Source organism: Caldimonas thermodepolymerans (assembly GCF_015476235.1).
GTDB lineage: Bacteria > Pseudomonadota > Gammaproteobacteria > Burkholderiales > Burkholderiaceae_C > Caldimonas > Caldimonas thermodepolymerans.
Window position 1 is genome coordinate 2,572,281 of sequence record NZ_CP064338.1, and the last position, 26,780, is coordinate 2,599,060.

At 67.0% G+C, this 26,780-nt stretch carries 27 protein-coding genes, 1 tRNA gene and 1 pseudogene; 23 read left to right on the plus strand and 6 right to left on the minus strand.

The genetic code is table 11. From position 1 onward, the window contains the following. The first annotated feature begins 1 nt into the window (after position 1). The 23 genes and pseudogenes from IS481_RS12065 to IS481_RS18580 all read left to right on the plus strand — a co-directional run. Complete coding sequence (locus tag IS481_RS12065; protein WP_146079497.1) at positions 2 to 2,614, plus strand: hypothetical protein; 2,613 nt, start codon at positions 2 to 4, stop codon at positions 2,612 to 2,614. Next, positions 2,574 to 3,356 (plus strand): lysozyme, encoded by a 783-nt coding sequence (locus IS481_RS12070; RefSeq protein ID WP_104355673.1) that lies wholly within the window; start codon positions 2,574 to 2,576, stop codon positions 3,354 to 3,356. The genes IS481_RS12065 and IS481_RS12070 overlap by 41 nt, the downstream gene beginning before the upstream one ends. Continuing rightward, the gene (locus IS481_RS12075; RefSeq protein WP_104355674.1) at positions 3,353 to 3,733 is read left to right on the plus strand and encodes a M15 family metallopeptidase; all 381 of its coding nucleotides are present in this window, start codon (positions 3,353 to 3,355) and stop codon (positions 3,731 to 3,733) included. Before IS481_RS12070 ends, IS481_RS12075 begins: the two co-directional genes overlap by 4 nt. A 3-nt stretch (positions 3,734 to 3,736) precedes the next feature. Beyond that, entirely contained in the window at positions 3,737 to 7,897 is a 4,161-nt protein-coding gene (locus tag IS481_RS12080) for a hypothetical protein (RefSeq protein ID WP_104355675.1), read from the plus strand. Continuing rightward, a complete protein-coding gene (locus tag IS481_RS12085) occupies positions 7,898 to 10,501 on the plus strand; it encodes a phage tail fiber domain-containing protein (protein ID WP_104355676.1) in 2,604 nt (867 codons plus the stop codon). Beyond that, a complete protein-coding gene (locus tag IS481_RS12090; protein ID WP_104355677.1) occupies positions 10,498 to 11,082 on the plus strand; it encodes a DUF4376 domain-containing protein in 585 nt (194 codons plus the stop codon). Before IS481_RS12085 ends, IS481_RS12090 begins: the two co-directional genes overlap by 4 nt. Next, positions 11,079 to 11,336 carry a hypothetical protein gene (locus IS481_RS12095; RefSeq protein WP_104355940.1) on the plus strand — a complete coding sequence of 86 codons (258 nt, stop codon included), beginning with the start codon at positions 11,079 to 11,081 and terminating at the stop codon, positions 11,334 to 11,336. Before IS481_RS12090 ends, IS481_RS12095 begins: the two co-directional genes overlap by 4 nt. Positions 11,337 to 11,351: 15 nt before the next feature. Next, positions 11,352 to 11,576: a hypothetical protein gene (locus IS481_RS12100; protein ID WP_104355678.1), complete on the plus strand. Its 225-nt coding sequence runs from the start codon at positions 11,352 to 11,354 to the stop codon at positions 11,574 to 11,576. A 3-nt stretch (positions 11,577 to 11,579) separates the two neighbouring features. After that, positions 11,580 to 11,864, plus strand: coding sequence for a phage holin family protein (locus IS481_RS12105; protein ID WP_104355679.1), 285 nt, complete (start codon positions 11,580 to 11,582; stop codon positions 11,862 to 11,864). Positions 11,865 to 11,867: 3 nt separating this feature from the next. Further along, complete coding sequence (locus IS481_RS12110) at positions 11,868 to 12,290, plus strand: GNAT family N-acetyltransferase (RefSeq protein WP_104355680.1); 423 nt, start codon at positions 11,868 to 11,870, stop codon at positions 12,288 to 12,290. Continuing rightward, positions 12,287 to 12,592, plus strand: a complete 306-nt coding sequence (locus IS481_RS12115) for a hypothetical protein (protein ID WP_104355681.1) — start codon at positions 12,287 to 12,289, stop codon at positions 12,590 to 12,592. Before IS481_RS12110 ends, IS481_RS12115 begins: the two co-directional genes overlap by 4 nt. Before the next feature lie 17 nt (positions 12,593 to 12,609). Further along, complete coding sequence (terL, locus tag IS481_RS12120; protein WP_104355682.1) at positions 12,610 to 14,496, plus strand: phage terminase large subunit; 1,887 nt, start codon at positions 12,610 to 12,612, stop codon at positions 14,494 to 14,496. Between the two features lie 1,061 nt (positions 14,497 to 15,557). Continuing rightward, positions 15,558 to 15,938, plus strand: coding sequence for a hypothetical protein (locus IS481_RS12125; RefSeq protein ID WP_104355683.1), 381 nt, complete (start codon positions 15,558 to 15,560; stop codon positions 15,936 to 15,938). 178 nt (positions 15,939 to 16,116) lie between these two features. Further along, positions 16,117 to 16,290, plus strand: coding sequence for a hypothetical protein (locus IS481_RS12130; protein WP_170067420.1), 174 nt, complete (start codon positions 16,117 to 16,119; stop codon positions 16,288 to 16,290). Further along, positions 16,287 to 16,478 carry a hypothetical protein gene (locus tag IS481_RS12135; protein WP_104355684.1) on the plus strand — a complete coding sequence of 64 codons (192 nt, stop codon included), beginning with the start codon at positions 16,287 to 16,289 and terminating at the stop codon, positions 16,476 to 16,478. Before IS481_RS12130 ends, IS481_RS12135 begins: the two co-directional genes overlap by 4 nt. A 66-nt stretch (positions 16,479 to 16,544) precedes the next feature. Beyond that, complete coding sequence (locus IS481_RS18495) at positions 16,545 to 16,679, plus strand: hypothetical protein (protein WP_259376935.1); 135 nt, start codon at positions 16,545 to 16,547, stop codon at positions 16,677 to 16,679. 73 nt (positions 16,680 to 16,752) lie between these two features. Next, a complete protein-coding gene (locus tag IS481_RS12140) occupies positions 16,753 to 17,007 on the plus strand; it encodes a hypothetical protein (RefSeq protein WP_104355686.1) in 255 nt (84 codons plus the stop codon). A 104-nt stretch (positions 17,008 to 17,111) separates the two neighbouring features. After that, the gene (locus tag IS481_RS12145) at positions 17,112 to 17,411 is read left to right on the plus strand and encodes a hypothetical protein (protein ID WP_114699306.1); all 300 of its coding nucleotides are present in this window, start codon (positions 17,112 to 17,114) and stop codon (positions 17,409 to 17,411) included. 185 nt (positions 17,412 to 17,596) lie between these two features. Continuing rightward, positions 17,597 to 18,238 carry a hypothetical protein gene (locus IS481_RS12150; protein ID WP_104355688.1) on the plus strand — a complete coding sequence of 214 codons (642 nt, stop codon included), beginning with the start codon at positions 17,597 to 17,599 and terminating at the stop codon, positions 18,236 to 18,238. Next, positions 18,235 to 18,900 (plus strand): hypothetical protein, encoded by a 666-nt coding sequence (locus tag IS481_RS12155; protein ID WP_104355689.1) that lies wholly within the window; start codon positions 18,235 to 18,237, stop codon positions 18,898 to 18,900. Before IS481_RS12150 ends, IS481_RS12155 begins: the two co-directional genes overlap by 4 nt. Before the next feature lie 1,050 nt (positions 18,901 to 19,950). Beyond that, complete coding sequence (locus tag IS481_RS18575; RefSeq protein ID WP_419469239.1) at positions 19,951 to 20,313, plus strand: helix-turn-helix domain-containing protein; 363 nt, start codon at positions 19,951 to 19,953, stop codon at positions 20,311 to 20,313. Continuing rightward, positions 20,243 to 20,500 (plus strand): hypothetical protein, encoded by a 258-nt coding sequence (locus IS481_RS12165; RefSeq protein ID WP_194963381.1) that lies wholly within the window; start codon positions 20,243 to 20,245, stop codon positions 20,498 to 20,500. The genes IS481_RS18575 and IS481_RS12165 overlap by 71 nt, the downstream gene beginning before the upstream one ends. A gap of 476 nt (positions 20,501 to 20,976) precedes the next feature. After that, positions 20,977 to 21,663, plus strand: a pseudogene (locus IS481_RS18580) (tyrosine-type recombinase/integrase); the annotation flags it as partial. Positions 21,664 to 21,979: 316 nt separating this feature from the next. Here IS481_RS18580 and IS481_RS12175 read toward each other — a convergent pair. The 6 genes from IS481_RS12175 to tolB form a co-directional block, all read right to left on the minus strand. Then, positions 21,980 to 22,055, minus strand: a tRNA-Lys gene (locus tag IS481_RS12175). 37 nt (positions 22,056 to 22,092) lie between these two features. Further along, the gene (locus IS481_RS12180; RefSeq protein ID WP_104355691.1) at positions 22,093 to 22,860 is read right to left on the minus strand and encodes a tRNA threonylcarbamoyladenosine dehydratase; all 768 of its coding nucleotides are present in this window, start codon (positions 22,858 to 22,860) and stop codon (positions 22,093 to 22,095) included. 7 nt (positions 22,861 to 22,867) lie between these two features. Then, positions 22,868 to 23,983 carry a YeeE/YedE family protein gene (locus IS481_RS12185; protein ID WP_104355692.1) on the minus strand — a complete coding sequence of 372 codons (1,116 nt, stop codon included), beginning with the start codon at positions 23,981 to 23,983 and terminating at the stop codon, positions 22,868 to 22,870. A gap of 54 nt (positions 23,984 to 24,037) precedes the next feature. Next, positions 24,038 to 24,826: a tol-pal system protein YbgF gene (gene ybgF, locus IS481_RS12190; RefSeq protein ID WP_104355941.1), complete on the minus strand. Its 789-nt coding sequence runs from the start codon at positions 24,824 to 24,826 to the stop codon at positions 24,038 to 24,040. 10 nt (positions 24,827 to 24,836) lie between these two features. Then, a complete protein-coding gene (gene pal / locus IS481_RS12195; RefSeq protein ID WP_104355693.1) occupies positions 24,837 to 25,376 on the minus strand; it encodes a peptidoglycan-associated lipoprotein Pal in 540 nt (179 codons plus the stop codon). A gap of 96 nt (positions 25,377 to 25,472) precedes the next feature. Then, positions 25,473 to 26,750 (minus strand): Tol-Pal system beta propeller repeat protein TolB, encoded by a 1,278-nt coding sequence (gene tolB, locus IS481_RS12200; RefSeq protein ID WP_104355694.1) that lies wholly within the window; start codon positions 26,748 to 26,750, stop codon positions 25,473 to 25,475. Positions 26,751 to 26,780: the final 30 nt, after the last annotated feature.

The following is a 26,780-nucleotide window of genomic DNA, read 5'->3' on the forward strand; positions in this document are numbered from 1 at the left end:
CATGAGTGGACAACGTGAAGCCCGCCACGTCAGCGGGCCGGGCTACCGCGCCCCTGACGCGCCCGCTCCGCTGCCCTCTGTAAGTACCGCGCCCTACCGCGCCCGCGCCGCGGAGTACCGCGCGGACCCGCGGGGCCTCACGGCCATCGGTGACGCCCTGAGCCGGTTCTTCAACACCGGAGCCAAGACGATGGACGCCCTGGCCGAGCTGGACCACAAGCAGGAGCTGGTGCGCATCGAGCGTGAGAACAAGGCTCTGGAGAAGAAGGCCATCGCCGACCAGGCGACCGGCCAGTCCCTGGACCCGCGATACGCCGACCGGCAGTCCTATGCGGGTACCTACGCCGCCGCGGCGGCCGAGGAGAGCGCCCGGGGCGCCGTGGAGGCCCTGCGTGAGCAACTGAGCAAGATGCCGCTGGACGGCACGGCCAACCCTCAGCAGATCGCCGAGGACTTCTTCAAGCGCGAGTTCGGCAACGGTACGGGCTCCCAGGACTACGACGCCCAGTGGGTCAACGCCTTCCGACGCCAGGCGGAGCCGCTGGTCGTCCAGTACAACGAGGCCATCTCCAAGACCCTGGAGACGAACGCCCTGGAGACCATTCGGGCCGCGGCGATCAAGGACCTGCTGGACCCGTCCAAGGCGACCCCCGAGCGCGTCACCGAGCTGCACGACCGCGTGCTCACGGTGGCCCGCGGCAACCAGGAGGTGGCCGACAAGCTGTTCGAGGGGGTCGTCGTCCAGGCGTTCATGAACGACGGGAACACCACGGCGATCCTGAACTCCCTGAAGCAGTCCGGCTTCGCTGACCGCAACCCCGACGCCTACCTGCGCCTGTCCGAAATGGCGCATCAGCGGACCAACTCGATCAAGACCTGGCAGGCTGGTGTCGAGGTGGAGAAGTGGCACGCGGACTTCGCCGCGGCTCTCAACGACCCCTCACGGGATCGCGTGGGCACCGTGCTGGAGTTCGCTGCCCGCGCCTGGGACATCGACTCCCGGCACGGCGTCGGTCAGTCCCGCTTCATGTCCACCTTGCTGTCCGCCTGGGACAAGGCGACCAAGGACCAGGCCGAGATCAACGTGATCCTCAAGGCACTCCTGGAGAACCGCCCTGGCTCCCTGGTGGCCGCCGAGGTCGGTGTCGAGATCGGTAAGGTGATGTCCAAGCACTTCGACCCGGCGATCCAGCAGTGGGTGGCGATGAACCCGTCGCTGTTCCCGACGCTGGCGCAGGACGTTGCCGCGGGCAAGCAACTGGACCCGCTGGGCTCCCGTCAGGCGGCCCTGGAGTACGCGGCCCTGGTGAGCGCACCGCAGTTCGTCAGCGCCTCACCCGAGGCCCAGTCCAACACCTACCAGTCGCTCTTTGGCGAGGCGATCATCACGGCGACGGACCCCGAGCGTGCGGCGAACGCGGTCGCTGCCCTGGCGGCCTACGAGGCCCGCGCAGGTTCCGAGCGTGCCCGGAAGATGCTGCGCTCCGACGAGGAGTGGATCATCTACCAGGCGGCGAAGGCGTCCGGCAAGGACTACACCGCATTCTTCGCGCAGCGCCGGGACAACCCTGGCGACACGCAGGACCTCGCGGACACCCAGCGCGGCACGTCCGACTGGGCGAAGCTACTGGGCAAGCCTGACGCTAAGCGGTCGGAGCTGGAGGAGAAGGTCCGCAAGGTCCAGGACAAGGTGTTGCTGAAGTCCACCGGCCGGGACGGCTTCCTGATCGACCCGGACGTACAGATGTCCGAGAGCCTGCGCCGAGAGTTCTCCGGACTCATGTACGACTTCCTCCAGGAGCAGAAGCGGACCGGGGGCTCCCTGGACCTCGACAAGGCAGCGCAGGCCGTCCTGGCGAGCGTCAAGCAGATCGCCATTGCCCTGCCCGGGCAGGATGGTTCCCTGCGGCTGGTTCGCAAACCGCGTCTGCCGGACGGCCAGGGCGAGCTGCGGGACCGCCCCATCTCGGTGCCGGGCGGCGAGGTCTACCTGCCGGTGAAGCTCAAGAACTTCGCCGAGGAGGAGGAGGACCCGCTGGAGACCTACGCCGAGGACATGCGTGCCCTGCGCGACGAGCTGCCTGCGGCGCTCACCGTGGACGGCGTGGAGTTCTCGCCCGACCAGGTGTTCCTGTCGGACCCGGGCGCAACGGGCGTCCCCGGACTGCACTACGTCAGCGTGCCCGGACGCGGGCCGATCACGTTCTACCCCGGCCAGAAGCTCACCCTGCCCCCGAAGGACAACCACGGCGGTATGGAAGTCCGCATGCCAGCCATGCAGAACGTGGAGACGCCTTCGGACCCGGGGCAGTTCCAGGACTTCCTCAAGTCACGCCTGCCGCCGGGCTTCCACCTCATCGCGGAGGGCGTGGGCGGTGAGACGTTCTACCGCCTGGCCTACGGCTTCCGCTTGAAGAAAGACCGCGCCTGGGCCGAGGAGCAACAGCGCCGCCTGCGTGCCCAGTTCGACGCCAACAAGTCGGAGACCCCCGATCAAGCTCAACCCGTTCCGTCCAGCACCGCCTTCGGTATGGGCATTGGTGCTGGCATTCACCCTGGGAGCATTCGTCCTGATGGATTCCCTTCTGCCGACGACCCCTCAGGGGGTCGCTGACCGCGCCATCCAGGCGCAGGTTGACGCCCTGTACGCCAAGGGCGAACTCGCGGTGAACGAGTGGACCCGCAACGCGAAGCCCGCAGCGGGCTGGAACCTCGAAGCCTTCCTGGACTTCCGCTCGCGGGCCACCGCGTCTGTCCCGCAGTTCCCCGGCGCCCAGGTTCGCACTGGCTGGCTCGACACGGCCAAGCCGTTCGTCGCCGAGCACGAGGGCAACGAGCTGCGGGCCTACCACGGCGTCCTGTCGTCGCACCGCAAGGCAGGCAAGAAGTACGCGGAGCCCGGTCACAACTCCATTGAGGAGGTGTCGGTCGGCTACGGCTTCAACCTCCAGCGCAAGGACGCCCGGCACGTCTTCAAGACCGAGCTGGGCCTGAGCGACAAGGAGTTTGACGAGGTGTTCAACGGTCAACGCATGCTGACCCCGGCGCAGGCTGAGAAGCTGTTGATGTTCGGTCTGTACGAGGCAAACGCATACCTCGACCGCTCACTCGGACCGGGCGTGCCCCTGCGCGACCACGAGCGGGCCGCCTTGGTCTCCCTCATCTACAACGCGGGCTACTCCGCGGTCTCCCGCTCGGGCCTTCTGGCCGCCGTGAAGTCCGGGGACCGCGCCGAGGTAGCACGCCGCATCCTGAAGTTCCGCACGGCTGGCGGGGCGCTGACCGAGCGCCGCCGCGGTGAGGCCGCGCTGTTCCTCGGCGCCCAGGCCGAGACGTTCTTCGCTTCCCTGAAATGACGCTCGACGCACGAAGTATCTCCCGCCTGAAGGGGGTCAACCCCCATCTGGTCGCGGTGGTCCAACGGGCCGCCGAAATCAGCCCGGTGAAGTTCATCGTCACCGAGGGCCTGCGTACCAAGGAGCGCCAGGCCCAGCTCAAGGCCGCCGGGGCCTCCACAACCATGAACTCGCGGCACCTCACGGGTCATGCCGTGGACCTCGCCGCTGTCGTGGACGGAGAGGTCCGCTGGGACTGGCCCCTGTACCACAAGCTGGCCGCTGCCATGCAGAAGGCCGCCAACGAGCTGGAGGTCCCCATCGTCTGGGGAGGCTCCTGGAAGTCCTTTCCTGACGGACCCCACTTCGAGCTGGACCGTCGCACTTACCCCGCATAAGCAATGGCCGACCTCACCCCCATCCCTGAACCCATCGTCAACCCCAGCCCCAACACCCGCGTGAACGCCAACCTGGCGAACTACCACGTCCCCGAGCGCGTCCCTGCGCCTGCCGGGCTGGACCCCGACGTGGACGCACCGGACGCGGTGGACGTTGCGAAGGCGTGGTGGCAGCGCGAGACGCTCATCGGCACCCTGAGCCGGCACTACGGCCTCGACTGGGATGACGAGGGTGATCCCCCGGACCTCGCCTGGAATCCCTACTCCTTCTACGCCCGCAACAAGGAGGAGTTCAAGGACCTGGAGGGGTACATCAACCGCGGGGACTTTGACGACGTGTACAGCGAGTCGGCCTTCCGCCGCAAGGCCGAGCTGATCCGCAAGTCCCTGGAGGACCTGGAGACCATCTACCGGGGCGGCTTCCTGGGCACGGTGCTCGGTATGGGGGCCTCGCTGCTGGACGTGACGACGGTCATGCCGGCAGGCATGCTCACCAAGGGGCGTGCCGCGTCCCGCCTGGGCAACGCCCTGCGCATCGGCGCAGCCGCCGGTGCCGACGCTGCCGTGACCGAAGGCGGCCTTCATCTCTGGGACACGACCCGCACAGCGAGTGAGTCCTTCATGAACATCGGGACCGCTGCGTCCCTGGGCGTGGGCCTGGGTTCCCTCATCAAGGGCCTGGACCCGCGCAGCCCGCTCAACCCGGGTCACCCGGACAACCCGCTGCATCCCGAGAACTTCGCCAAGGACAACGAGGTCATCGAGTACCGCCTGGGGCAGCGCCCCGAGGAGGGCGACCGCGTGGGCGGGAAGGACTCGGTGGGCGCGGCCCGTTCCCTGGACGACGGCTTCGCCCAGGGCGAGGGTATCAGCGGAGCGATCCAGCGCGGTGCCGAGAAAGTCCTGGGCAACGGGACGCCGCTCGGACGTATGCGTCACTACGAGGGGCCCGGATTCAAGGCCCTGGCGGCCATCGTGGACCTGGGCGGGCGCATCACCAAGGCCATGACCCGCGGCGAGCCGCTGTCCCCGGACGCCGAGTCCATCCGCCTGATCTACACCCAGCACGCCCGCGGGGTGCAAGAGGACCTGCGCCTGATCTACCGGAGCGCCAACCTAGACGTAGGCGCCTCCCGCGCCCAGTTCGGGAGCCGTTCCCTGCTGAACACGTTCACCCTGGGTCGCGTGGACAACAACCGAGTGCCCAAGGAGATGTTCTTCAATGGCGTCTTCCGCCGGATGTCTGCGACGATGCTGGAGGGCAACGGGTACTCCGGTGCGTCGCATCGGGTCGCCCTGGAGTTCCAGGACGAGCTGAAGGCCCGCGGGTTCTCCGAGCAGGAAGCCGCCAAGGTCTGGGCCCGCGTGGAGGAGGCCGCCGGCCGCATTCACCAGATGTTCGACCGATTCAGCTCGGACGCCGTGAAGGCGGGGCTACTGGACGAGAAGTCCCTGGCGAAGGGCTACGGCCTGCCGATCCTGTACGTCCGCACGGCAATCAACGAGAACCCGCGGGACATGGAGAACCTGGTGATGCGCCTGCTGGCCGACCGCCCGCCCGACGACTGGCTGGAGCAGAACGGCATGCTCCCCTGGGCGCAACTCAAGGAGGACCCCGCGGCCATGAACGCCGCCCTCAAGGAGTGGCGTGGGGAGGCCGAGGAAGCCGCGATGGCCGCCGCGGTGTCGGCCCTGGCTGATGCCGAGACCCGTCTGAAGCGGGTGCAAGACGAGTTCGACCTCATCGCCAACCACGGTCTACCCGAGGCCGAGCGCCAGCGCAAGCACCGCACGGTCGCCGCCATGAAGGCTGCCGTCCGCGCCAGCGAGGCCAACTACTACGGCCGGGCCCTGGGCTACCAGCTCGCGCGAATCGAGAAGGCCGAGGCCCGCCTGGCCGAGATCGCGCGGGACTACCCCGACCTGGAGGCTCTTGCCGACGACGTGGCCGCAGAGTTCGCCAAGACCGGCGAGCAGATCGACACGACCATCGCAGGGTTCCCGACGCTGATCGAGCGCCGCCGCAGCCTCAAGGAGGCGATGCAGGCGCTGTCGGCCGAGCGCAAGGTCGCCAAGAAGGCCGGCGACGAGGTGGCCCTGGAGGTGATCCGCGCCGAGCGCATGAAGCTCCTGGAGGAGCGCAAGGCTGCCACGCAGGAGCTGTACGCGCTGCGCAAGGAGTTGGACGCTGTGGCTCGCGAGCAGCGCAATGCGGCTCGCTGGATGGAGGCGGTCGCCCGCAAGCTGGACGAGGTGCGCAGCGACAAGGACCTGGTACCCGCCGGCCCGGGCGTCCAGCGCGTCCTGGACGAGCACGCGGAGCGCATGCGCCTGCTGCGTGAGAAGGCCCACGAGGCCGAGCAGGTGCGCCAGTGGGCGGTCCACCAGTGGCGCCAGGTCCGCGCGGGTCTCCAAGTGAGTCGCAAGGAACTCCGCGAAGCTCGCAAGGACGCCCGCAAGGCCGCGCGATTGGTCAAGCAACTGCGGGGCTCCACCCCGCTGGTGAAGTACGTCGAGCAACTGGTGAGCAACCTGCGGGGTCAAGAACGGGCTCCTCGCAGCATGCTGCTTGACGCGGTGCCGGAGAACGGTCGCCTGCGCGAGCGCAAGCTGGAATGGACGCCCGAACTGTGGGCCGAGCTAGCTGCCAAGGGATTCGTGGAGACTGACCCGGTGACCCTGGTGGACCGCTACGCGCGGGACATGGGCGGGCGCCTGGCGATCCACAAGGCCCTGGGAGGACGTAGCCGCGAGGACATCCTGCGCGAGGTCCGCGACTACTACGACGACAAGGCTGCCCGGGCAGCGACCGAGGCGGAGAAGACCCGCATCTCCCGCATTCGAGACGAGAACCTGACCGACATCCAGACCACCTGGGACCGCGTGCTGGGTCACTCGGACATCGAAGACGACAACGCGGTGACCTGGTTCGCCGAGAAGCTGCGGCAGCTCGGCTACATCCGCATCGCGGGCGGCATCATCTTCTCGGCGATGGGCGACCTGGCGACAGCCATGTTCGCCGCGCCCGGGTTCGTCCGTGGCTTCCGCACGCAGTCCAAGGCGTACAAGAAGCTGGTGGAGCGAGCCCTGGAAGGCGACGAGAGCGCCCGGGAACTTAGCGCAATCCTGGCCTCGATGGAGACCGGCGCCCACATGGCGACCTCCGTCAACGCCCTGGGCGGTGGCTCGGCCCGCGCGGCGCTCGGCTTCGGCTCGGGCAACGTGCGTAAGGCCACTGAGAAGGTGGACCGGCTCATGAACATGGTGTCGGATCGCGTCAACGTGCTGTCAGGTCTCGCCGGGTTCTCCAACAGCGTCCGTCGGGTCGCCGGTCTGGTGCAGCTCTCCAACATCGCCCGCTGGGTTGCCGACTACGACAACCTGCCTCAGGCGCGGAAGGTGGAGCTGGCGTCGGTGGGCATCGACCGCGGGTCGGCCCTGCGCCTGCACGAGCTGTTCACCAAGTACGGCGAGAAGCACGGGGAGCTGTTCATCCCCGGTACGCCAAAGTGGCTGGCTGAGGAGGATGGTGACGCGATGGCCGAGGTCCTGAACGCGGCCCTAGTGAAGGCGCAGAACCGCGCCAGCTACACCAACGGGTTCGGGAACACTCCGCGGCTGATGGACAAGTGGACCGGCAAGCTGCTGTTCCAGTTCCAGTCCTACGCCTTCCAGTACACCAACAACTTCATCCTGGCCGGCATCCAGCGCGGAGCCGTGACCGGCGAGTGGCTGCGGTTCGCGCACATCGTCGGCATCTCCCTGGCGGCTGGTGTGCTCACGGCGACAGCCCGTGCGCAGCTTCGCGGCGAGGACCCGTTCGAGTGGTCAAACGCGCAATGGGCCAAGGAGGTCGTGGATCGCGCGGGCCTGCTGGGCTGGCTGTCGCCCTACGTGGACGGTATGACCAAGCTGGTGGGGCCCACGGTCAACGAGGTGACCGGCATGACCCTAATCGAGCCCTCCACGCGCTACCGCGAGAACGGCGTCCTGGAGTCCTTCCTGGGCCCCTGGGCGTCCAACCTGAAGCACCTCTCCAGCATGCTGGGCGATGTCGCTCGGCAGGAGTGGGAACCGTTGCGGGAGAAGGCCATGCGGCTTGTACCCCTCAACCAGCAGATCAACGGTCTGCGCTTCATTGTCGAATCCCTTCAAGGAGACTGATTGAGGTCTGAGTTCAACCTGCCGGGTAGTGGCCCCAACTACCCGGTCCTGTGGCCGTATCTCGAACGGTCGCACGTCATTGTCCTGATCGACGGAACCCCTTGGCCCTTCGAGTGGGTCTCCGACACCGAGATTCGCGTGGACTTCGGCGCGGATGGGGTGCCCCCGCCTGGGGCCAAGAAGCTCGAAATCATCCGCGTCACGCCAGACCTTGAGTCCTACGCGGTCATCAAGGACGCCGCGAACCTCGACGCGGACCAGCTCAACCGGATGCGCCGGCAGCTCCTGTACCTCCTGCAAGAGCGGTCCGGAGGTATCGCTGGTTCCGTGGGCAACGCGATCACCGCCGCCAGCTCGCAGATTGAGTCCATCTCGAATGCGCTGGCCGACGTGAACAACGTCCTGGCTACCCTGACGGACAACCTGGCGACCCTGGACGAGCTACGCAGCGAAGTGACAGTGGCGAAGAACGCGGCTACGACGGCACGCGACGCCATCCTGTCGGAGATCGCGGACAACTCGGATCGGTTCACCGTGGTGAACCAGCGCCTGGTGGACCTTGAGTCCGGGGCGGACGAGCTGGGGTCGCGGATCACCTCCGAGGTCCTGGCCCGCTCCACCGAAGACTCTGCCCTGTCGGCGCGGATTGACCAGGCTTACGCCGACTTCCAGACCGCGGACGGCGCCCTGTCGGCAGCGATCCTCGACGTGGACCAGGCCCGGGCGGACGGCGACGCCGCCCTGGCGTCCCGCGTGAGCGCCCTGGAGGCCAGCAGCGGGGGCGTGGACCCCGCGGACTTCGCTCAGGTCCAGGCGCTGGCAGAGGCCACTGCGGACGCCCTGGGCAACGTCCAGGCCCAGCACGTCCTGAAGACGGTCGCGCGGTCGGACGGGAAGCAGGCCGTGGCCGGCATCGGCGTGGCAGCCACCGCGAGCGGGGACGTGGCCCAGTCGGAGATCATCCTGATGGCCGACAAGCTCCTGGTGGTCCCGCCTGGCGCCCCGGACGACCCGCCGAACCCCATCATGGCGATGGGCACCGTCAACGGTCAGCCGACGACGGTATTCGCCGCCAACCGCTTCGGTGACCAAAGCATCGGTGCGTCAGTTCTGGTGGACGGCTCCATCACCACGCGCAAGCTCACGGTGACGGGCTCGAACCTGATTGCCAACAGCGACTTCGCCACGGGGGACCTCACCAACTGGCGCCCCTGGAGCGCCCCCGCCCTCCAGGCGGTCGTCCCGGCGACGGATGCCGACGTTCCCCCCGGGGCCCCTGCGCGGTACGTCTGCCGGTTCAAACTGACTCCCGGGACTACCAGTACCCACATTGCGATCTTCGCGGCGGACAAGGCGTACTCCGACGCGGGCGCGGACAAGGATGGCTTCTCGGTGAAGCCCGGCGAGCAGTATCACGTCTCCATCTACGCGGCGCGATCCGAGGACTACGCGGCGTCCGGCTTCAGCGTGATCGCCTACTTCTACAAGACGGACGGATCGTGGACCACCGCCGCCTCGGTGCTCACTGCGGCCCCATCGGCCCTCTCCAGCTCCACGTGGACTGAGCTGAAGGGCAGCTTCGAGGTCCCCGCGGGCGCCCTTCGCTGCTGGCTGTACGTCCGCAGCACCGACACCACCGCGGGCGGAGTCTACTTCACGAACCTGCGGTGTGCCCGGATGACCGACGGGGACCTGATCGTCCAGGGAGCGGTCAAAGCGGATCACATTGACTCGCGCGGTCTGACCATCAAGGACAACGAGGGCAATGTCATCTTCGGTGCGGGCAATGCCCTGGACTGGTCACGCATCACCGGCCAGCCGAGCGGTATCTACAACTCCAACATCTCCATTGCGGCAGACGGCACGCTGAACGGTGGTGGAGGCGGGAAGGTGACCTACGCCGGCCTGGGCGGCAAGGCGATGGGGTTGATCGACGCGATTACCCCCTCGAACGTCAGCACGTACATCGCCAATGCGGCCATTGGCGTCGCCCAGATCGCCAACGTCCTCCAGTCCACGAACTACGCGGCAGGCTCGGCTGGGTGGAAGATCGACAAGTCGGGCTCGATGGAGATCAACAACCTGACGGCTCGCGGGAACATCACGGCAAACGCTGTGACGGCGAACTCGATCACGGTGAACGGTCTTCAGCCCGGCGCTGCGACGAACGTGGTGGCAGTGGTGGACACGGGTACTGTTACGTCCCCGTCGACCACCTCGACCACAATGCAGTGGTTCACTGTCGTCTCCGCCACCATCACCACGGTGGGCGGAAAGGTGGCGCTGGGCATTGACGTTGACCCGACGTTCTCCCTATCGAAGGTGGCCGGGTCGGTCGGCTCGCTTTTCTGCCGCGCCCGCGTACTAAGGAACGGGTCCCCCATCTACACCGCACGCCAGCGCAGATTCGATTACAGCGACAGTACCGTAGGAACGCAAACGGTGGACTACCCACACGCCCCCGCCATTTTGGTGGATACCCCGTCGGCAGGTACCCATACATACGCCGTCCAGCTCGGCTACCGCTCCAATGGAAGCCCCCACGCAGCATATGCCACTGCCAACGACCGGCGTGGTCTCTCTTGCATGGAGTTCCGTCGATGAGCCTTTATGCTGTCGTAGATTCCCACGGCACCGTCGTTAAGTTGGTGTCTGGCTCCGAGGAGCAGGTCCTGCTGAACGTCGGGGAAGGCGAGGAGGCGATCTTCGACCCCTACCCAGGGGACGCCTATTGGGATCACGAGAACTCCCAGTGGGTCCCCATCCCTCCCCAGCCCTCCCCGGTATATGAGTGGGACCCCTACGAGAAGCAGTGGAAGGACCCGCGGAGCCTCTCCGCTGTGAAGCGCGAGGCGAAGGCCCGCATCACCGCGGCCCGCGATGCCGCGGAGGACGGGTCGCGCTTCGAGTGCGATGGCGCCGTCTACCAGTCGGACCTGCCCCGCATCTCCGGGGCCTCTCTGGGCGCCCTCACCGCCCTACTGAACGGCCAGCCGTTCGCCGTGGACTGGACGCTCGCCGACAACACCGTGAAGACCCTGGACGCCCCGGGAATGCTGCGGGTCGGCTTCGCCCAGTTCGCGCACATCAATGCGCTCCACCAGAAGGCGCGGCAGCTCAAGGCGCAGATCGACGCCGCGACGACCATCGCCGAGGTGGAGGCCATTCAGTGGTCTTTCCCGTGACCAAACGCTACTACTGCACTGGGTTCAAATCCAACACCCACAACCCCTGCTGTAAAGCTCACGACAACGCCTACGGGATCAACGGCCCTCTCACGGGCCGCAAGAAGGCTGACGAAGCCCTCCGTAGGTGCTTCATTTCCAACGGCATGCACCCGGCGCTCGCGTGGGGCGCCTACTTCGCCGTGCGGTGGTTCGGCTGGACCATCTGGTACTGGCACCGCCGTCGTCATCTCCTCAACCTCATCTTCAACTGACCCTCTTTACCCCTAATGAGCAAGAAGTACCTGCACATCCGCGAGAACGTCGTCGTCGCCATCACCCTGCCGGGTGAGTCCTTCATGCAGTACGGCGCCATCGTGGAGGTCCCCTTCGACACCAAGGTGGGCGTGGGCGACGTGTACCCCGAAGGCGCCAAGCGCGAGGCCGCGATCACCGACGTGAACGCGGCCAAGCAGGAGGGCACCGCCGAAGCTCCGAAGCGTAAGAAGGCATAAGCCATGAACGAAGACCTGGGCCTGGGCAAGACCCTGGGCTTGATCGCGGGCGTTGGCGTTCTGGTGGCCCTGGGGAAGCTCCTGGCCTCCGACGAGAAGCTGACCTTCCGTCTGGTCCTGGGCCGCACGCTCCTGAGTGCCGCCCTTGCGGTGGCTGCATGCTCCCTCCTGGCGTTCATCCCGGGGATCAACACCCTGGCCCTGGTCGGCCTATCGACCGCGAGCGCAGTGCTGGGCGAGCAATTCCTGGAGAAGCTGGTGGCAACCAAGGTGGGGAACACGCAGTAACAGATGGGCTACTCCATCCGCCGAGTGGATGGTGCGGCCCACGAGGACACCTTGCGTTCCCTGCACGTCCTCACGTTCCCCTGCGACGAACACGAGGACTACACCGAGGGCTGGTGGTGGCTCGCCTACCTCAATGGCGAGCCCGTCGCGTTCGCCGGTATGCGCTGGGCCGTCTCGGAAGCCGAGGCGGTGTACCTGTCGCGCTGCGGTGTCCTGATCGGGCATCGTGGCAACGGACTCCAACGCCGGTTCCTCGCGGCCCGCCTACGGTACGCCAAGAGCCTGTGGGCTCGCGCAGCCATCACAACCACCTACAACAACCCCGCCTCGGCCAACAACCTGATCCGAGCGGGATTCCGCCTGTACACCCCTGACACCCCCTGGAGTGTCCTGGGAACCAACTACTGGCGTCGTGACTTGACATGACCGAGAAGACCAAGATTCAGGTGATCCGCGAGCGGTTCGAAGAAACCCTTGTGGACATCCTTCGTGGCCGTCCCGTGATCGACAAGGACGGCGTGCTCGCAACCCGTGAAGACGGGACGCCGCTCATCGAGCGGCCCCAGGCCGCAGACCTGAACGTAGTACGCGCCTACCTCAAGGACAGCAACGGCTCGCAGGACGGCAAGGAGCTGCCGAAGACCGGGGAACCCCAAGGCATCCTCAAATCCTTCCTGGAGCACAAGGGGCGTGCCCTTCCGTTCGCTGGGTCGGTCACCCCTCAATGACCTTCTGATGGCGGCCAGTGCGCCGCCTCTCCATCATCCTAGTGATCGTTCAACGACCCTGGTGGTGGGATACGGACGACCCCTACAAGGCCGACCTCCGTAACCTAGTCGCCCTGGTGTGGGACCACCTCAACCTGCCCTCCCCCACACCCGCGCAGTACGAGATCGCCTACTTCCTCCAGTTCGGGTGGGCCGGATACGGTACCACCCCTGACGGCGAGATCGTCCACTGGTATGGGCAGGAACCTGTGGAGCCGGACCGCACCGGCTGGACGCGCCTGTACGAGTACCCAGAGCAGGGCCGCGCGGACATCCTCGAAGCCTTCCGGGGTATCGGGAAGTCCTATCTGACCTCCGTGCTGGTGCTGTGGAAGCTCCTGCGTGATCCCTACAATGAGAAGGTGCTGGTGGTCTCTGCCTCAGGCAGCAAGGCCCAGGAGTTCGTCGCCATGACGAAATCCCTCCTGACCACCATGCCCATCTTCGCCCACCTGGTCCCACGACCCGACCAGCGGGACAAGGCCGACCGCTTCGACGTGAACGGCGCCTCGGTGTCCCAGTCGCCGTCGCTGAAGGCCGCGGGCATCACTGGCCAGATCACCGGCTCCCGTGCGACGCTCATCATTGCGGACGACGTGGAGGTGCTGGACAACGTTCGCACCGAAGAAGCGCGGCAGCGCCTACTGACCAAGCTCAACGAGTTCGACGCAATCAAGGTCACCGGCTGGGCGGAGATCATCATGCTGGGAACTCCTCAGCTCACCGAGACGATCTACAGCCGTCTCGCCAAGGAGCGGGGCTACCTGCCGTGGATTCTCCCGGCTCGCTTCCCGCGTGCGGAGAAGCGCAGCAACTACATCATCCAGCGCGAGGGCCTTCCGCCCTGGGACGCCCTGGCGCCCCGGGCCCGTGCTGCGGATCGCGACCCGTCCCTGGAGTGGAAACCGACCGACCCCGAGCGGTTCAACGAGGACGAGCTGCTGGTGCGCGAGTCGCGTGGTCGTTCGTTCTTCCAGCTCCAGTACATGCTGGACCCGTCCCTGTCGGACGCGGAGCGGTATCCCCTGAAGCTATCCGACCTCATCGTGATGTCCGTGAACTCGACCAAGGCGCCCCTCACGGTGTCCTGGGGACACGCGACGGACGGCAAGAACAAGCGCGAGGACATCCCGAACTCAGGCTTCAGCGGGGACTACTGGCTGGGCCCCATGTTCGTGGACACCGAATGGCGAGAGTACGAGCAATCCGTCCTGTTCGTGGACCCCTCCGGCCGCGGTAAGGATGAGACCGCGTGGGCTGTCGTGAAAACGCTCAACGGCATCCTCTACGTCTGCGAGGTGGGCGGTTACGCCGGGGACCCCGCGGAGGCCATGCGTCGCATCGCCATGTGCGCGAGGCGTCACAACGTCAACGAGATTCTGGTGGAGCCGAACTACGCCGGCGCCGTGTGGATTGCGGCGTTCCAGCCCGTCCTGGCGGCCCTGTGGCCTCCCAAGAACCCCGGGGACGCCGCAGGCTGCGCCGTGATCGAGGCCGAGTGGTCGCGCAACCAGAAGGAAGCCCGCATCATCGACACCTTGGAACCCGTCATGACGCTCCACCGCCTTGTGGTGGACGAGTCGGTGGCGCGGGACGAGGTGCTGATGTACCAGCTCACGCACATCTCCAGGGAGCGCGGCAGCCTGGCCCACGAGGACCGGGTGGACGCCCTGGCCGGTGCGGTCGCACGCTTCACCTCCACGCTGATGCTGGACGTGAACGATGCGGCCAAGGCCCAGCGGGATGCCGAGCTGGAGGCCGAAGTGGAGGCGTTCCTGGAAGGCTTCGTCCCGGAAGCGGCGGTCGGCTACCTATCCGGCCGCACCGTGGACGGCGAGACCTGGTACCAGGTGGACCTGAGGTAGCCCCGGCGGTCCGTGGTAATCCCGGGCTTTCTGGGCGATTTCCTGGGCCTCCGCTAGCCACCTATTCCCCAACCCGCGTTCGCGCCTCCTGGACCGATCCTGGGCCTTCCTGGGGGTTCCCGGGAGACCCCGCGGAGTTCCGAGGAGGCGGCTTGAAATTTCCCTGGGAAATTCGTGAGCATCCCCCCGACCCCGCGCGAAGCCGATTCCCCCCGTGCCCGGGTGCATTTGCGCCGGCAGGTGCCTGGCGGCCCGTGGGGCGGCCTGGGGTGTCGGTGGGCCTGCCTGGGACGGCCTGGGACGGCCTGGGACGGCCTGGGGTGTCGGTGGGCCGGGCACGGTCCCCCCAAAAATTCCCCCCAATGCGCGAAACGGCCGCGCCTGGGCTGCGCCAATGCTGGGGCGGCGTACCTGCAACCATCGGACTAGTAAGACTGCGGCCTAGCTGGTGGGCCTGCCTGGGACGGCCTGGGCTACGGGCTGGCTGGTCCGGCCAATACTGGGGCCGCGCATGCTTGCCTGCCCCTGTTTCTTTTTTCGGACTAGCGCAACGGTCCTAGGGATTGACAAGCGCGGCATTGTCACGCTATAGTTCACCCCATGCCGCGATTGCCGGCGGGTGAGAAAAGCCAGGTGATGCTGGGTTACCGCAGGTAGTTTCGGCGCAGCGTGAAGGTAAGCCCTTAGCCTGAAGGCACGGCCGACAAGTAACGCGACAATCACAAGGGATCGCTGCATAGCGTCACGGTCCCTAGGGGTTGACAAAGTAGCGTGACAGTGCTACAATTCTCCCCAACGAGTCGCAAGACTCCTCGCTCTTTAACAAGGCGCACCCCATGCGTGCCGATGATGGCATGGCGTTAACTGGGCAAGGCTCCCTGCGCATCCTGCGCAAAGCCGGTGAAACCGGGATAAGGCCCTAGGCGGCTGGGTGGCTGCCAGTGCTGGGCCTGCGCCACGCCGGAGGATTCCGCGCATGTACCAATGGGCCGCGTGCGGTCCATTGGCGGCGAAAGAGGCTGCCGACGAAGTGCCTCAACGCAAACCCTTGGAGTATTCAAATGTCCCTGAGACTGGACCAAATCGTGGCCGATATTCGCCGCAACGGTGGAATTACGCTGAACGTCACCACGGGCAAGCCGCGCACCACGGGCTGGGCGGTGTCCCCCTACAAAGACCGAGAGGAAAAGTTCCAGGCCCTGACCATCAACCGGCTTGCGTCCTATCTCTCGCGGCACGGCGTCCTTCTGGCGCAGCCGCATCATTACCTGGGCGCCTGGTTCAATGAGGAGGATGGCTTCACGTATCTCGACGTGTCCATCGTGGTCTCGACGCCTGCCGATGCGCTGGAAGTCGCGACCAAGCACGACCAGCTCGCCGTATTCCACCTGGACACCTGCACCACCATTCCCACGCCTGAACTGCGCCGCAAACTAGCGTGAGAGTGCCAAGGGATGCCGCTAATAGCCTGGCGGCATCACTGGGCACTTTTGCCCGGCATCGCAGGAGAACGAACGATGGACAGAAGAACCCGTAACGACCACTGGGCGCTGGACAGTCGCGCCCGTTCCCAGGCCGAGCTGCGCCTGTTCGCTTTCGGCGGTTGAGGAGGGGAACGCCATGACGACACCGCTTCGCCGCAAGCTGGCCTACCGGGTGCGCCGTGTCGCGCAGCGCCCGTCCGAGCCCTACCGCCCGATTGCCTGGACCGACGGCCGGCGCGTGTTCCTGCCGAAGGAATTCGCGGGGGCGCCGCGCGTGATCTACGTGGCCCGAGTGGAGGTGGCCCGATGAGCGCACGCCTGACCGCCGAGTTCCAAGCCGGGACCTACCGCATCCGCAGTTACGGGAACGGCTGGGCCTATGAAGTCGAGCACGTCGCATCGGGCCGCACGGTCTGGGTGCAGGACGACGACGCCGAGGCCCTGGCCTTCCACTGCGCCTACTTCCACCGGCCGGACCTGCTGGCCGACTACTTCTGAGGGACTGCCATGCCTGACCGCCTTCTGCATATCGCGCACTTCGATGGCCGCAAGCGCAGAGCCTTTGTGTATCGGTGCGGGAGCACCGGCGAATACCGCGTCGAGCTATGGGTCGGCGGCCTGCGCCGCTACGAGGCCGACTACTGGACCGAGGACCACGGGGACGCGCTGCGCACCGCAGCCGCGATGGTCTCCGCCTGACGCCACTTCCAACGATTGCCCAGCGTGCTGGGCATTCGTGGGCAGTGTCGCCTGACAACCTGGAGAACCGAGCATGTACCAAGGCCACCATCCGGACGGATCAAGCATCCAGAAGCACAGCGCCGGCTCGCATTACCCCTACGTCGTGCGCGTGGTGGAGCACACCGCGACCAACCTGGGCGCGGCCGATGTCGTGGACCCGAGCGGGCGCATCGTGGGGACCTTCTTCTACCCGCTGGGCAACAAGGAAAAGCGCCTGGAAGCCTACGGCCGGGCCTTCGCGCAGGCCGAGGAGCTGGCCGAGCGCCGCCGGGATTCCCTCAACTGAGAGCCCAGACCCTAGCCCCTACCCGGGGGCCTGGGCCTGCGCTTTTGCAGGAACCTGGAGAACCACCAATGCAAGGAATCGAGCAAATCCGCCGGGCCGCGAGCGTGTCCCACCTGGTCAACCCCGCCGTGCTGAAGCCGGCCGAGTTCGACGCCTGGGGCGTGCGCGGCGTGAGCCGCGACGGGCATGTGCTGTACCAACCGCACCACACCGAGAACGGCTCGCTCGGCCCGGTCTACCGCACCGCCGCGCAGGCCGCGGCCGCGATCCTCACCCGCCGCGCGACGGGCCGCTGGGAGCGGAACCTGGCGTTCGGCCCCGTCGAGGAGCCGCCGCCCTACCAAGACGACGGCCGTACTCCGAACCTGGGCGCCCTGGAGGGTGCCGAGTACGCCGAAGCCTGACGCAAGAGCTTCAGCCGTGGGGCCTCAGGGGCCCCCGGCGGGCGCTTTTGCCCGGCCACAAGGGCCGTATGACGAGAGGAACGCGACATGAATTTCGACCTGCTGGAGACCCTGCTGTGCGCGGGAAGTGACGAGACAGTGGCGGTGATGGCCGCGGCGGCTGTTGACATGGAGGACCTTGACGCATGACCTACGAAACCGCGAAGACCCTACGCGAGGCCGCGCTGGCCCTGGTTCCGGACGTGATTGCCGCGGGGGAGCGCCTGGGCTACTGGACTCGCGCTGAAGACCAGACGCAAGGCACCCGCGAGTTCCCCTTCTTCTTCGTGCGCGACGCCGAGGGCCTGACCTTCGAGCTGTCGGCCGGTATCTGGGAGTACGCCGGCAAGATCGGCTGCCGCGTGGCCACATTGCGCCGGGATGGCCTGGCGGTCTCACCGCGCGATGTCGTCGCCTACTCCACCAAGCTGCCAATCGCCTACGCTGACCACAAGCGCGGGGCCGAGGCCATCGCCAAGGACCTCTACCGCCGCGTGACGGGCACCGAACAGGCCCGTGACATCGCCGCGAAGGTGCTGAAGGCTCTGGACGCCCGCCTGGAGAACCGCGTGAGCCTGGACCGCCTCACCGAGGCTCTGCGCGGCCTGGGCTTCGAGGTCCACAACATGGACCGTGAGAGTTTCAGCCAGCGCACCCTCTACCACCGCGACCTGGGCCGCGCGACGCTGTGCGCCGGGGGGCGCCTGACTATGGACCACATCGCCCTGAGTACCGCCAACCTGGACCGCCTGGCAACCGTCCTGAACCTGCTGAAGGAGTGTCAATGAACTACCGCAACCCGTTCCGGGGCCTGCCGCAGCCCCAGGCCATGCAGGCCGCCCGGAGCGTCCTGAACGATGTCGTGAAGGCCGGCACCGAGGCCGGCTACTGGGAGCCCATGAAGGACCAGCCGGTTGACCCGGAGCGAGCTTGGGTGCATGACCCTGCTGGCCTGCGCTTCGAGCTGTACGTTTTCCCCACGGGACTGGGCAAGGCCCCGGCCGTCGGCATGACCTTGGCACCTGGAGTTGCGCCAGGGGCCCGCGTGACCCCGCACGAAGCCGCCTGGGACATCCAGGACCGGGAGCAGGAGGTCCCGGACGTGTACGAGAACGCCTCGCACGAGCCCGCGGTGATCGCCCAGCGCCTTCACGAGGCCCTGGTACAGGATGCCTACGCCCGCATGCTCGCCAAGCAGGTCCTGGTCAACCTGGCCGTGATGATCCAGGAGCGGCAGTACCTGACAGAGCAGGCCAAGAAGCTGGCAGAGCTGGGGTTCCAGCGCGACATGATCCTCATCGACCACGACGGCTTCTTTCTGATGATGGACCACCCCGAGCTGGGCCTGGAGGTCAAGGCGGACCTCCACGGGGTGCGCCAGGTGGCCTTCAAGAAGCCTGCCCTGCCGCCGGACATGCTCGGCAAGCTCCTGGAGGCGATCCGCGGATGAGACAAGCACCACCAAGCCCGACTGCTGGCGCTGCGCTCATCGCCGGGAGCTGCCTGGGGACGCCCACGTCCTCTGCATGAACCTGGACGCGACGGTCGCCGACCATCCCAGCGGGGTCCGTAACGGCTGGTTCATCTGGCCTTCAACTTCGACCCGACCTGGCTGCGGTCGTGCGATGGATTTGTCGAGCAACCTGCTAAGGTTGACAGGGACCTGACAGGTCACAACCAGTAACGACCTGATACAGTCGCACCTGACTGGCGCCTCACGGCTCCAGTCCATGCCCTCTGGCACCCCTAGAGGGCATGAGCGGGACCTGTGGCGCACGTAGAATGTGCGTCCCAGCAAGGCGCAGACCACCACAAGCGATGCTGTTCATTCTGCGGGACCCCTCTGGGGCCGTCCGAGCGACCTTTCGGGACCGTCCGAACCCCGAGGAACTGCTTCGCGCGGCCTGGAGACTCCCACCGGGGGACCAGGTGCTCATGGTGGGGCACGAGGATGAAGGCTGGAGCCTTGCGATCCTCCGTGCAGGACGCTTGGTCCCCCTAGAGGAGGCTGGGCTCACCGGTGCTATCCCTGAACGTCTTAGAGGGCCTGTCAAGGAGTCCTTGGTCTCCCTTGCATGGTCTTCTCTGATTGATGAGGGATGGACGCTCCACGAACACCCCTCCTAAGACTCCCCACCCTATCCTGAGGACTTCCTAGGGACTTCCTGGGACTCCCCAGGATTTGCTGTGGCGGGGTAGTGGCGTGGGGTTCCCTAGCCCATCCCCCTCTAAGGATTCCTATACATTACCCTCAGAGTCCTCATCCACCGGGGGAGGCTCGGGAGTGGGGAGGTCGTGGCGATGGACCTGGTGAGCTGTCGTAGGAGAGTGAAGCAATGATAGGATTTATCGCTGCTTGCATTGCGATTGTCCTAGTCATCAAGGCTATATGGGAGCAGTGCGTAAAGTAGGCGTATCTAAGAACGTAACTTAACTCAAGCGAAAGGCGGATCACATGGCGAATGCGCTTTACAACGCGACCGGGAGCACGGCCCGGACGATGCGGAAGCGGGCCGGGGCATGGTTAAAGTCCCTCAGGGAGCAGGCGGGCCTGACCCAACTGGAGATGGCTACCCGACTGGGCTATGCGTACCTGACGATGATCTCCCAGATCGAACGGGGGATCGGTCGTGTGCCGCCTGAAGACTGGCCGACCTGGGCGGAGCTGCTGCGAGTGGACACGCGGGAGTTCGCCCGGCAAATGTTGTACTGGTACGACCCCCACGCGCACTACGCATTGTTTGGGGGCATCCACCCGCACGACGCGGAGAATCTTCCAAGGGAAACCTCGAATGTCAACCGCAGCTTTGAATCTGGACTCGCTAAGACTGGCCGCAAGCCTGGCCGGGTATCAGGTGACTGAGACCGCCCCTGAGGGCGACGTGACTGCCGGGCACTGTGAGCCTTGGCTGATCGCCGTCAAGGGTGACCACGAGCTGCTTCTGGAGGGGAACTGGACGACCAACATGATCACGGTCAAGGACCTGGACGGGCGTCCTCTACTCACGGGCGCCCCGGGCGCCGCCCTCCCCCTCGCGGCGCTGCACTGACCGACACCGGAGAGGAGCCCCGTATGCTGTTCAAACGGAACGGATCGCCCAACTGGTACTACGAGTTCGTGTACAAGGGCAAACGCTACCGCGGCGCCACGGGAACGGCATCGAAGACCGAGGCGCGAGCCATCGTCAACCGCATCCGTCAGCAGGTCGCCGAGGATGTCGCCGCCAAACGCCAGGGTATCAAGCGATGGACGATGGGTCAGCTCGCCGACGCTTGGCTGGCGGCCAGCAAGAACACCCACCGGGACTGGAAGAACAACGAGTCGCGCGTGCGCAAGCTGTTCGGCCGGGCCCTGGTGGACGGGAAGGTCGTGCAGGCCACGTACAAGGACGACCGGGGGCAGGTGCGGCCCCGTTTCGGGCTTTCGCGCGACCTTCCTGTACATGAACTGTCCCATGCGACGCTGCTGGAGCTACGTAACGCACGTGCGCTAGAGGGGAACTCCCCGGCCACGATCAACCGCGAAATGGCCTTGGTGCAGTCCCTGGTCGCCTTCGCCGCAGCAAACGGCGTGGTGACCCCCGCCAAGCCCCTGGTCTTCTCCTCCAAGCGCCAGACCGCGGGCGCCCTGAAATTCAAGGAGTCCAAGGGCAAACTGCGCTGGCTGACCCTGGAGGAGGAGACGGCCCTGCTGGCCGAGCTGGAGCGCAAATACGAGGAGAGCAAGGGCGGCGGCAAGATCGGCAACGTCCTGATCCAGGACCAGATCGACCTCTGCATCTTTCTACTGGACACCGGGGCCCGGTACAACGAGGTCGCCCGGCTGACTCGGGACGTGCTGGACATGGAGCGCGGGGTGGTGAACCTGTACCGCTCCAAGTTCGGCAAGGCGTCCGACCTGAAGATGACCGCCCGCCTGCGACGCATGCTGGAGGCCCGGCTGCAACGCCTGGGCACCCGGCGCTACCTGTTCCCCGCTGGACAGGGACGCAACTGGGCCGACGAGGACATCCCCCGAGGGCATGCCACCCGCGGCATCCAGGCCAGCATCGACGCCGCCGGCCTGAACGATCCCCTGAAGGTCCAGGCGATGGGCCGGGTGACCCCGCACACCTTCCGGGACACCTTCGCCTCGCGCCTGATCCAAAACGGGTTCACCCTGTACGAGGTGCAGGCCCTGCTGGGTCACAGCTCCCCCGCCATGACCCAGAAGTACGCCAAGCTCCTGGTGCTGGACGTGTCGAGCCGCGCCGCCGAGAAGCTGAACGAGCTGCATGGTCAGCGGGCGATCCGCAGCGACGCCGAGACCATCCCCTTCCGCGAGACTCCCCCGGTTAATGACGACCCTAGCGCCGTCACCCGCGTGTCACTCGGGTCCTGGTCAATTCCGGTGGCCCTCCCCTCATGGGGGCTGGGTCCCCCCAAAAGCCCCCCCAATGAGGGTCCCCTCATTAATGGTATCACGCTAGGCGTGACCAAAGAAGAAGCCCAGGAGGCCAGTATTTATGCGGCTTCCAGGGCTTCGGGGATGGTGGGTTGTGGGGGACTCGAACCCTCGACCAACGGATTAAAAGTCCGCTGCTCTACCAGCTGAGCTAACAACCCGAAAGCCCGATATTCTAACCGGTTCCAGCCCGGCCGCTCAAGCCCCGGCCAGGCAACGCAGCACCTCGCCGGCGGCCACCATGCCGAAGGTGGCCGTCACGCTCACCACCGAGCCGTAGCCGTGGCAGTTGAGGCTGCCGTCGAGTTCGCAGCTTTCGGGCGGCCGGGTGATGGTCTCGCGCGAGAACACGCAGGCCAGCCCGATCGGCCCGCTGCGCGGCGCGCCATGCTCCTTGCGCAGGCGCTGGCGCAGCGCGGCCAGCAGCGGGTCGTGCGTGGTCTGCGACAGGTCGGCCACCTCGACCTCCTGCGCGCGCAGCTTCCCGCCCGCCGCGCCCACGGTGACGGCCAGCACGTGCTCGCGCAGCGCCCAGGCGGCGATCGCGAGCTTGGCACGCACCTGGTCGCAGCAGTCGATCACGGCATCGACCGGCCCCGGCAGCAGCGCGGGCCAGTTGGCCGGCTCGACGAACTCCTCCACCGCATGCACGGTGCAACCGGGGTGGATCGCCGCGACACGCTCGCGCAGCGCCTGCACCTTGGCCTGGCCGAGGGTGTGCTCGAGCGCGTGGATCTGGCGGTTGACGTTGGAGACGGCGATGTGGTCGAGGTCGATCAGCACCAGCTCGGCGACACCGCTGCGCGCCAGCGCCTCGGCCGCCCAGGAGCCGACCCCCCCCACGCCGACCACCGCGACGCGCGACGCGCGCAGCCGCTCGTAGCCGGCGCTCCCGTACAGCCGGCGCAGCCCGCCGAAGCGGCGCTCCTCGTCGGCCTGCCAGGACTGGGCGTCGTTCGCGTCCATCGCCGCTTCAGAGCAGCCGCTCCATGCGCCAGCCCTGGTACTTCAGCGCCGCGACGGCGCCGGCCAGGATGGCCGCGAGCGCGAGGAAGCTGGACAGGTTCAGCGTCGAGATGCCCGACAGCCCCTGCCCGATGGTGCAGCCCAGCGCCGTCACGCCCCCCACGCCCATCAGCACGCCGCCGATCAGGTGGTTGGCCATGTCCTCCACGTCACGGAAGCCTTCCCAGCGGAAGCTGCGCGTGGCCATCGCATGCAGCGCCGAGCCGACCACCACGCCGAACACCGAGACGATGCCGACGGTCAGTACGCGGCTGGTGTCGCTGAAATAGAGCAGCCAGTCGATCGTGTAGCTGACCGGCCCGACAAAGCTGAGCGACTCCATGCGCCGCGAGTTGGTGGCGAGGAACGCCTCCTCCAACGTGTCGGGATCCTCGGGGACGTAGCCCAGCACGCCCGACACCCACCACACGCCGACGATCACCGCGCCGATGCCCAGGCCACCGAGCACGGTGTTGCCGGCACGCCCGTCCGGCGTGGCCAGCGCCCAGGCCAGGCAGGCCCCGCCCAGCCCCAGTCCCAGCACCCAGGCGAGCGTGGCCTTGGACCAGCCGGTGGCCGCATTCAGCAGGGTCGGCAGGTCCTGCGCCACGGGCAGCATGGCACTCGCCCGGTCGACGGTGTTGACGCGCAGCACCCCGGTGATGCCGCGCAGCGTGGCATAGGCGCTCAGGCCGAGCACGAGGAACACCACCAGCGACTTGAGGTTGCCGCCGCCGATGCGGATCAGCGTCTTGCTGCCGCAACCGGAGCCCAGCACCATGCCGAAACCGAACAGGAAGCCACCGACCAGGGCCGACAGCCACATCAGGCGCGGCCCGCCGTAGACGGTCTTGGAGGCATCGACCCAGCCGAGGCCGACCATCGCGTTGAACCCGATGATGGCCACGCCGATGGCCATGACCCACATGCGCATGCGGGTCCAGTCGCCCATGTTGACGATGTCGGCCACCGCGCCCATGGTGCAGAAGTGGGTGCGCTGGGCAATCGCGCCAAAGGCAACGGACAGCGCAAAAGCAGCCCAGAGGACCTGGGCTGCGATGGAGGAAAGATCAACGTCCGGCATGGGCCCGGATTGTAGGGGGCCCCTGCCCGGGATGACGGCGCGGGGGGGCGGCGGTCAGCGCAGGGCCACCAGGCGTTCCTTGGCTTCGGCCGCGGCCTCGCTCTGGGGATGGGCCTTGATCAGCTCTTCGAGCGTGCGGCGCGCGCCGGGACGGTCCTTCAGCTCGATCTGGCACATCGCGATCGACAGCATGGCCTCGGGCGCACGCGGATGCGTGGGCGCCAGCGCGACCATGCTGCGGAACGTGGCCATCGCGTTCTTGTAGTCGCGCTTGCCGTACTGGGCGTTGCCGAGCCAGTACAGCACCACCTCGTTGTAGCCGCTGCCCGGATAGCGCCGCTGGAACGACTGGAACGCCTCCGCCGCCTCGGCGAACGCGCCTTTGCGGAACAGGTCGAGCGCGGCTTCGTAGTCGCGCTTTTCCTCCGGCCGCGCGAGGAACTCCTTGCCGTCGACCACGGTCTTCTGCGGCTCGATCTGGCGGATGCGCTCCTCGATGCCTTGCGACAGGTCGGTCTGCCGGCGCTGCATCTCGGCCAGCTGGCGCGCCATCTCCTCGTCCTGCCCGCGCATCTGCGCGATCTCGTTGCGCATCTGCTCGAGCTGGTTGTTCAGTTCCAGCAGGCTGCGGCGCACCATGTCGAGCTGCTCGGCCAGGCGCTGCTGTTCGTTGCGATGCTGTTCGTTGGCCTGCTCGAACTTCTGGCGCAGGTCCAGGATGGCGCGGCGCGCCTCGTCGTCGCCGAACAGCGCGTGAGCCGGCGCCGAGCCGGCGACGGCCAGGGCCAGCAGTGCGGCGCGCACGGTGGCCCCGGACGCCAGGCGGGGAAGGAAGCGGTACATCGTCATCGCATCAACGCAGGTTCAGCTCCGCGCGACGGTTCTTGGCCCAGGCTTCCTCGCCGTAGCCCTGCACCGCAGGACGTTCCTCGCCGTAGCTGACCGCTTCCATCTGGCTGTCGCGCACGCCCAGCAGCGCCAGCGCCTTGCGCACCGCCTCGGCACGCTTCTGGCCCAGGGCCAGGTTGTACTCGCGTCCGCCGCGCTCGTCGGTGTGGCCTTCGATGGTCACGCGACGGTCGGCGTTGCCGCTCAGCGTGCGCGCATAGGAAGCGATGATCGGCTGGTATTCGTCCTTGATGACGTAGCTGTCGAAGTCGAAGTAGACGACCCGGCCGAGCTGGTTGGCGGCGTCTTGCTGGCCGGCCAGGTCGACCGACGACACCTGCGATTGCGCGGCGCGACCGCCCTGCGCCCCGCCGACCTGGTCCACCGGCGTGCCGGTGCGGCTTTCCACCGGGGTTTCGTCGAGTTTCACGCTGGACCCGCAGCCCGCCAGCACCGCGAGCATGCATGCAGCCGCCAGCACGGAAGAGGCAGTGCGAAGTTTCATGACGGATTCTCCTGTGTATGAACGGACGCCCGCCTGGGCCGGCGCCGGAAGCTCAGGCCCGCGCCGGGGCGGGCTGCAACGATGGATCAGACCGATTCAGCGCAGGAAAGGTCCCCAGACGGGCTCGAGGACGTCGCCCCGATTGGACAGCAGAGTGGCTTTGATCTTGCCATCGAGCGTGGTGGTCATCAACACGTTGCGTCCCTGGGAGCGGGTGGCGTAGAGGATCAGCCGGCTGTTCGGCGCGAAGCTCGGGCTTTCGTCGTCGCTGGTCTCGGAGATCGAGGTGACCGTGCCGCTGGCCAGCTCCATCAGCTGCAGCTGAAAGGCGCCCCCGCTGGTGCGGGTGACGTAGGCCATCCAGCGCCCGTCGGGACTGATCGCCGGGCTGATGTTGTAGTTGCCGGTGAAGGTCACGCGCTGGGCCGCGCCGCCCGAGGCCGGCATGCGGTAGATCTGCGGCGAGCCGCCGCGGTCGCTGACGAAGTAGATCTGGCTGCCGTCCGGCGACCAGGCCGGCTCGGTGTCGATGCCCGAGCTGGTGGCCAGGCGGCGCAGGTTGCCGCCGTCGGCGTTGACCGCGTAGATCTGCGACAGGCCGTCGCGGGTCAGCACCACGGCCAGCGTGCGGCCGTCCGGCGACCAGGCGGGGGCACTGTTCGAGCCCTTGTAGGCCGCCACCGGGCGACGCCGGCCGCTGGCGACGTCCTGCACGTAGACGATGGGCTTCTTGGCCTCGAACGACACGTAGGCCAGCTCCTGGCCGTCGGGCGACCAGGCCGGGGAGATGATGGGCTCGCCGCTGGACAGCGCGACCTGCGCGCCCTCCCCGTCGGAATCGGCGACCCACAGCGTGTAGCGGCGCGCCGCCTGCGTGACGTAGGCGATGCGCGTGGCGAACACGCCCTTCTCGCCGGTCAGCTTCTCGTACACGTAGTCGGCGATGCGGTGTGCCACGAGGCGCAGGTCGGCTTCCACGACCGCGTAGGCCTGGCCCCCCAGGTCGAGGCCGCGCACCGTGTCCCACAGCTTGAAGCGCACGTCGACGCGGCCGTCGGCCAGCTTGGTGAGGCTGCCCGCGACCAGCGCGTCGGCGCCCCGGCCACGCCAGTCCTGGGGCACGGGGCGGGCGTTCTCGTCCAGCCCGGTGTCGGAGACGTCGATGCCGCGGAACTGGCCGCTGCGCTCGAGGTCGGCACGCACGATGCGCGAAACCTGCTGCGTCCAGCCGGCCTCGCCACGGAACGGGGCGATCGCGATCGGGAACTGCGTGGCGCCGACGCCGGAGATGTCGACCCGGAACTGCGCCAATGCGGGGCCGGCCGTCAGGGCAGCCGGAACGGACAAAAAGCGGCGACGGGACCAGTAATTCATTGTCCTTCTTGCATCCTTCCTAGTCGTGAG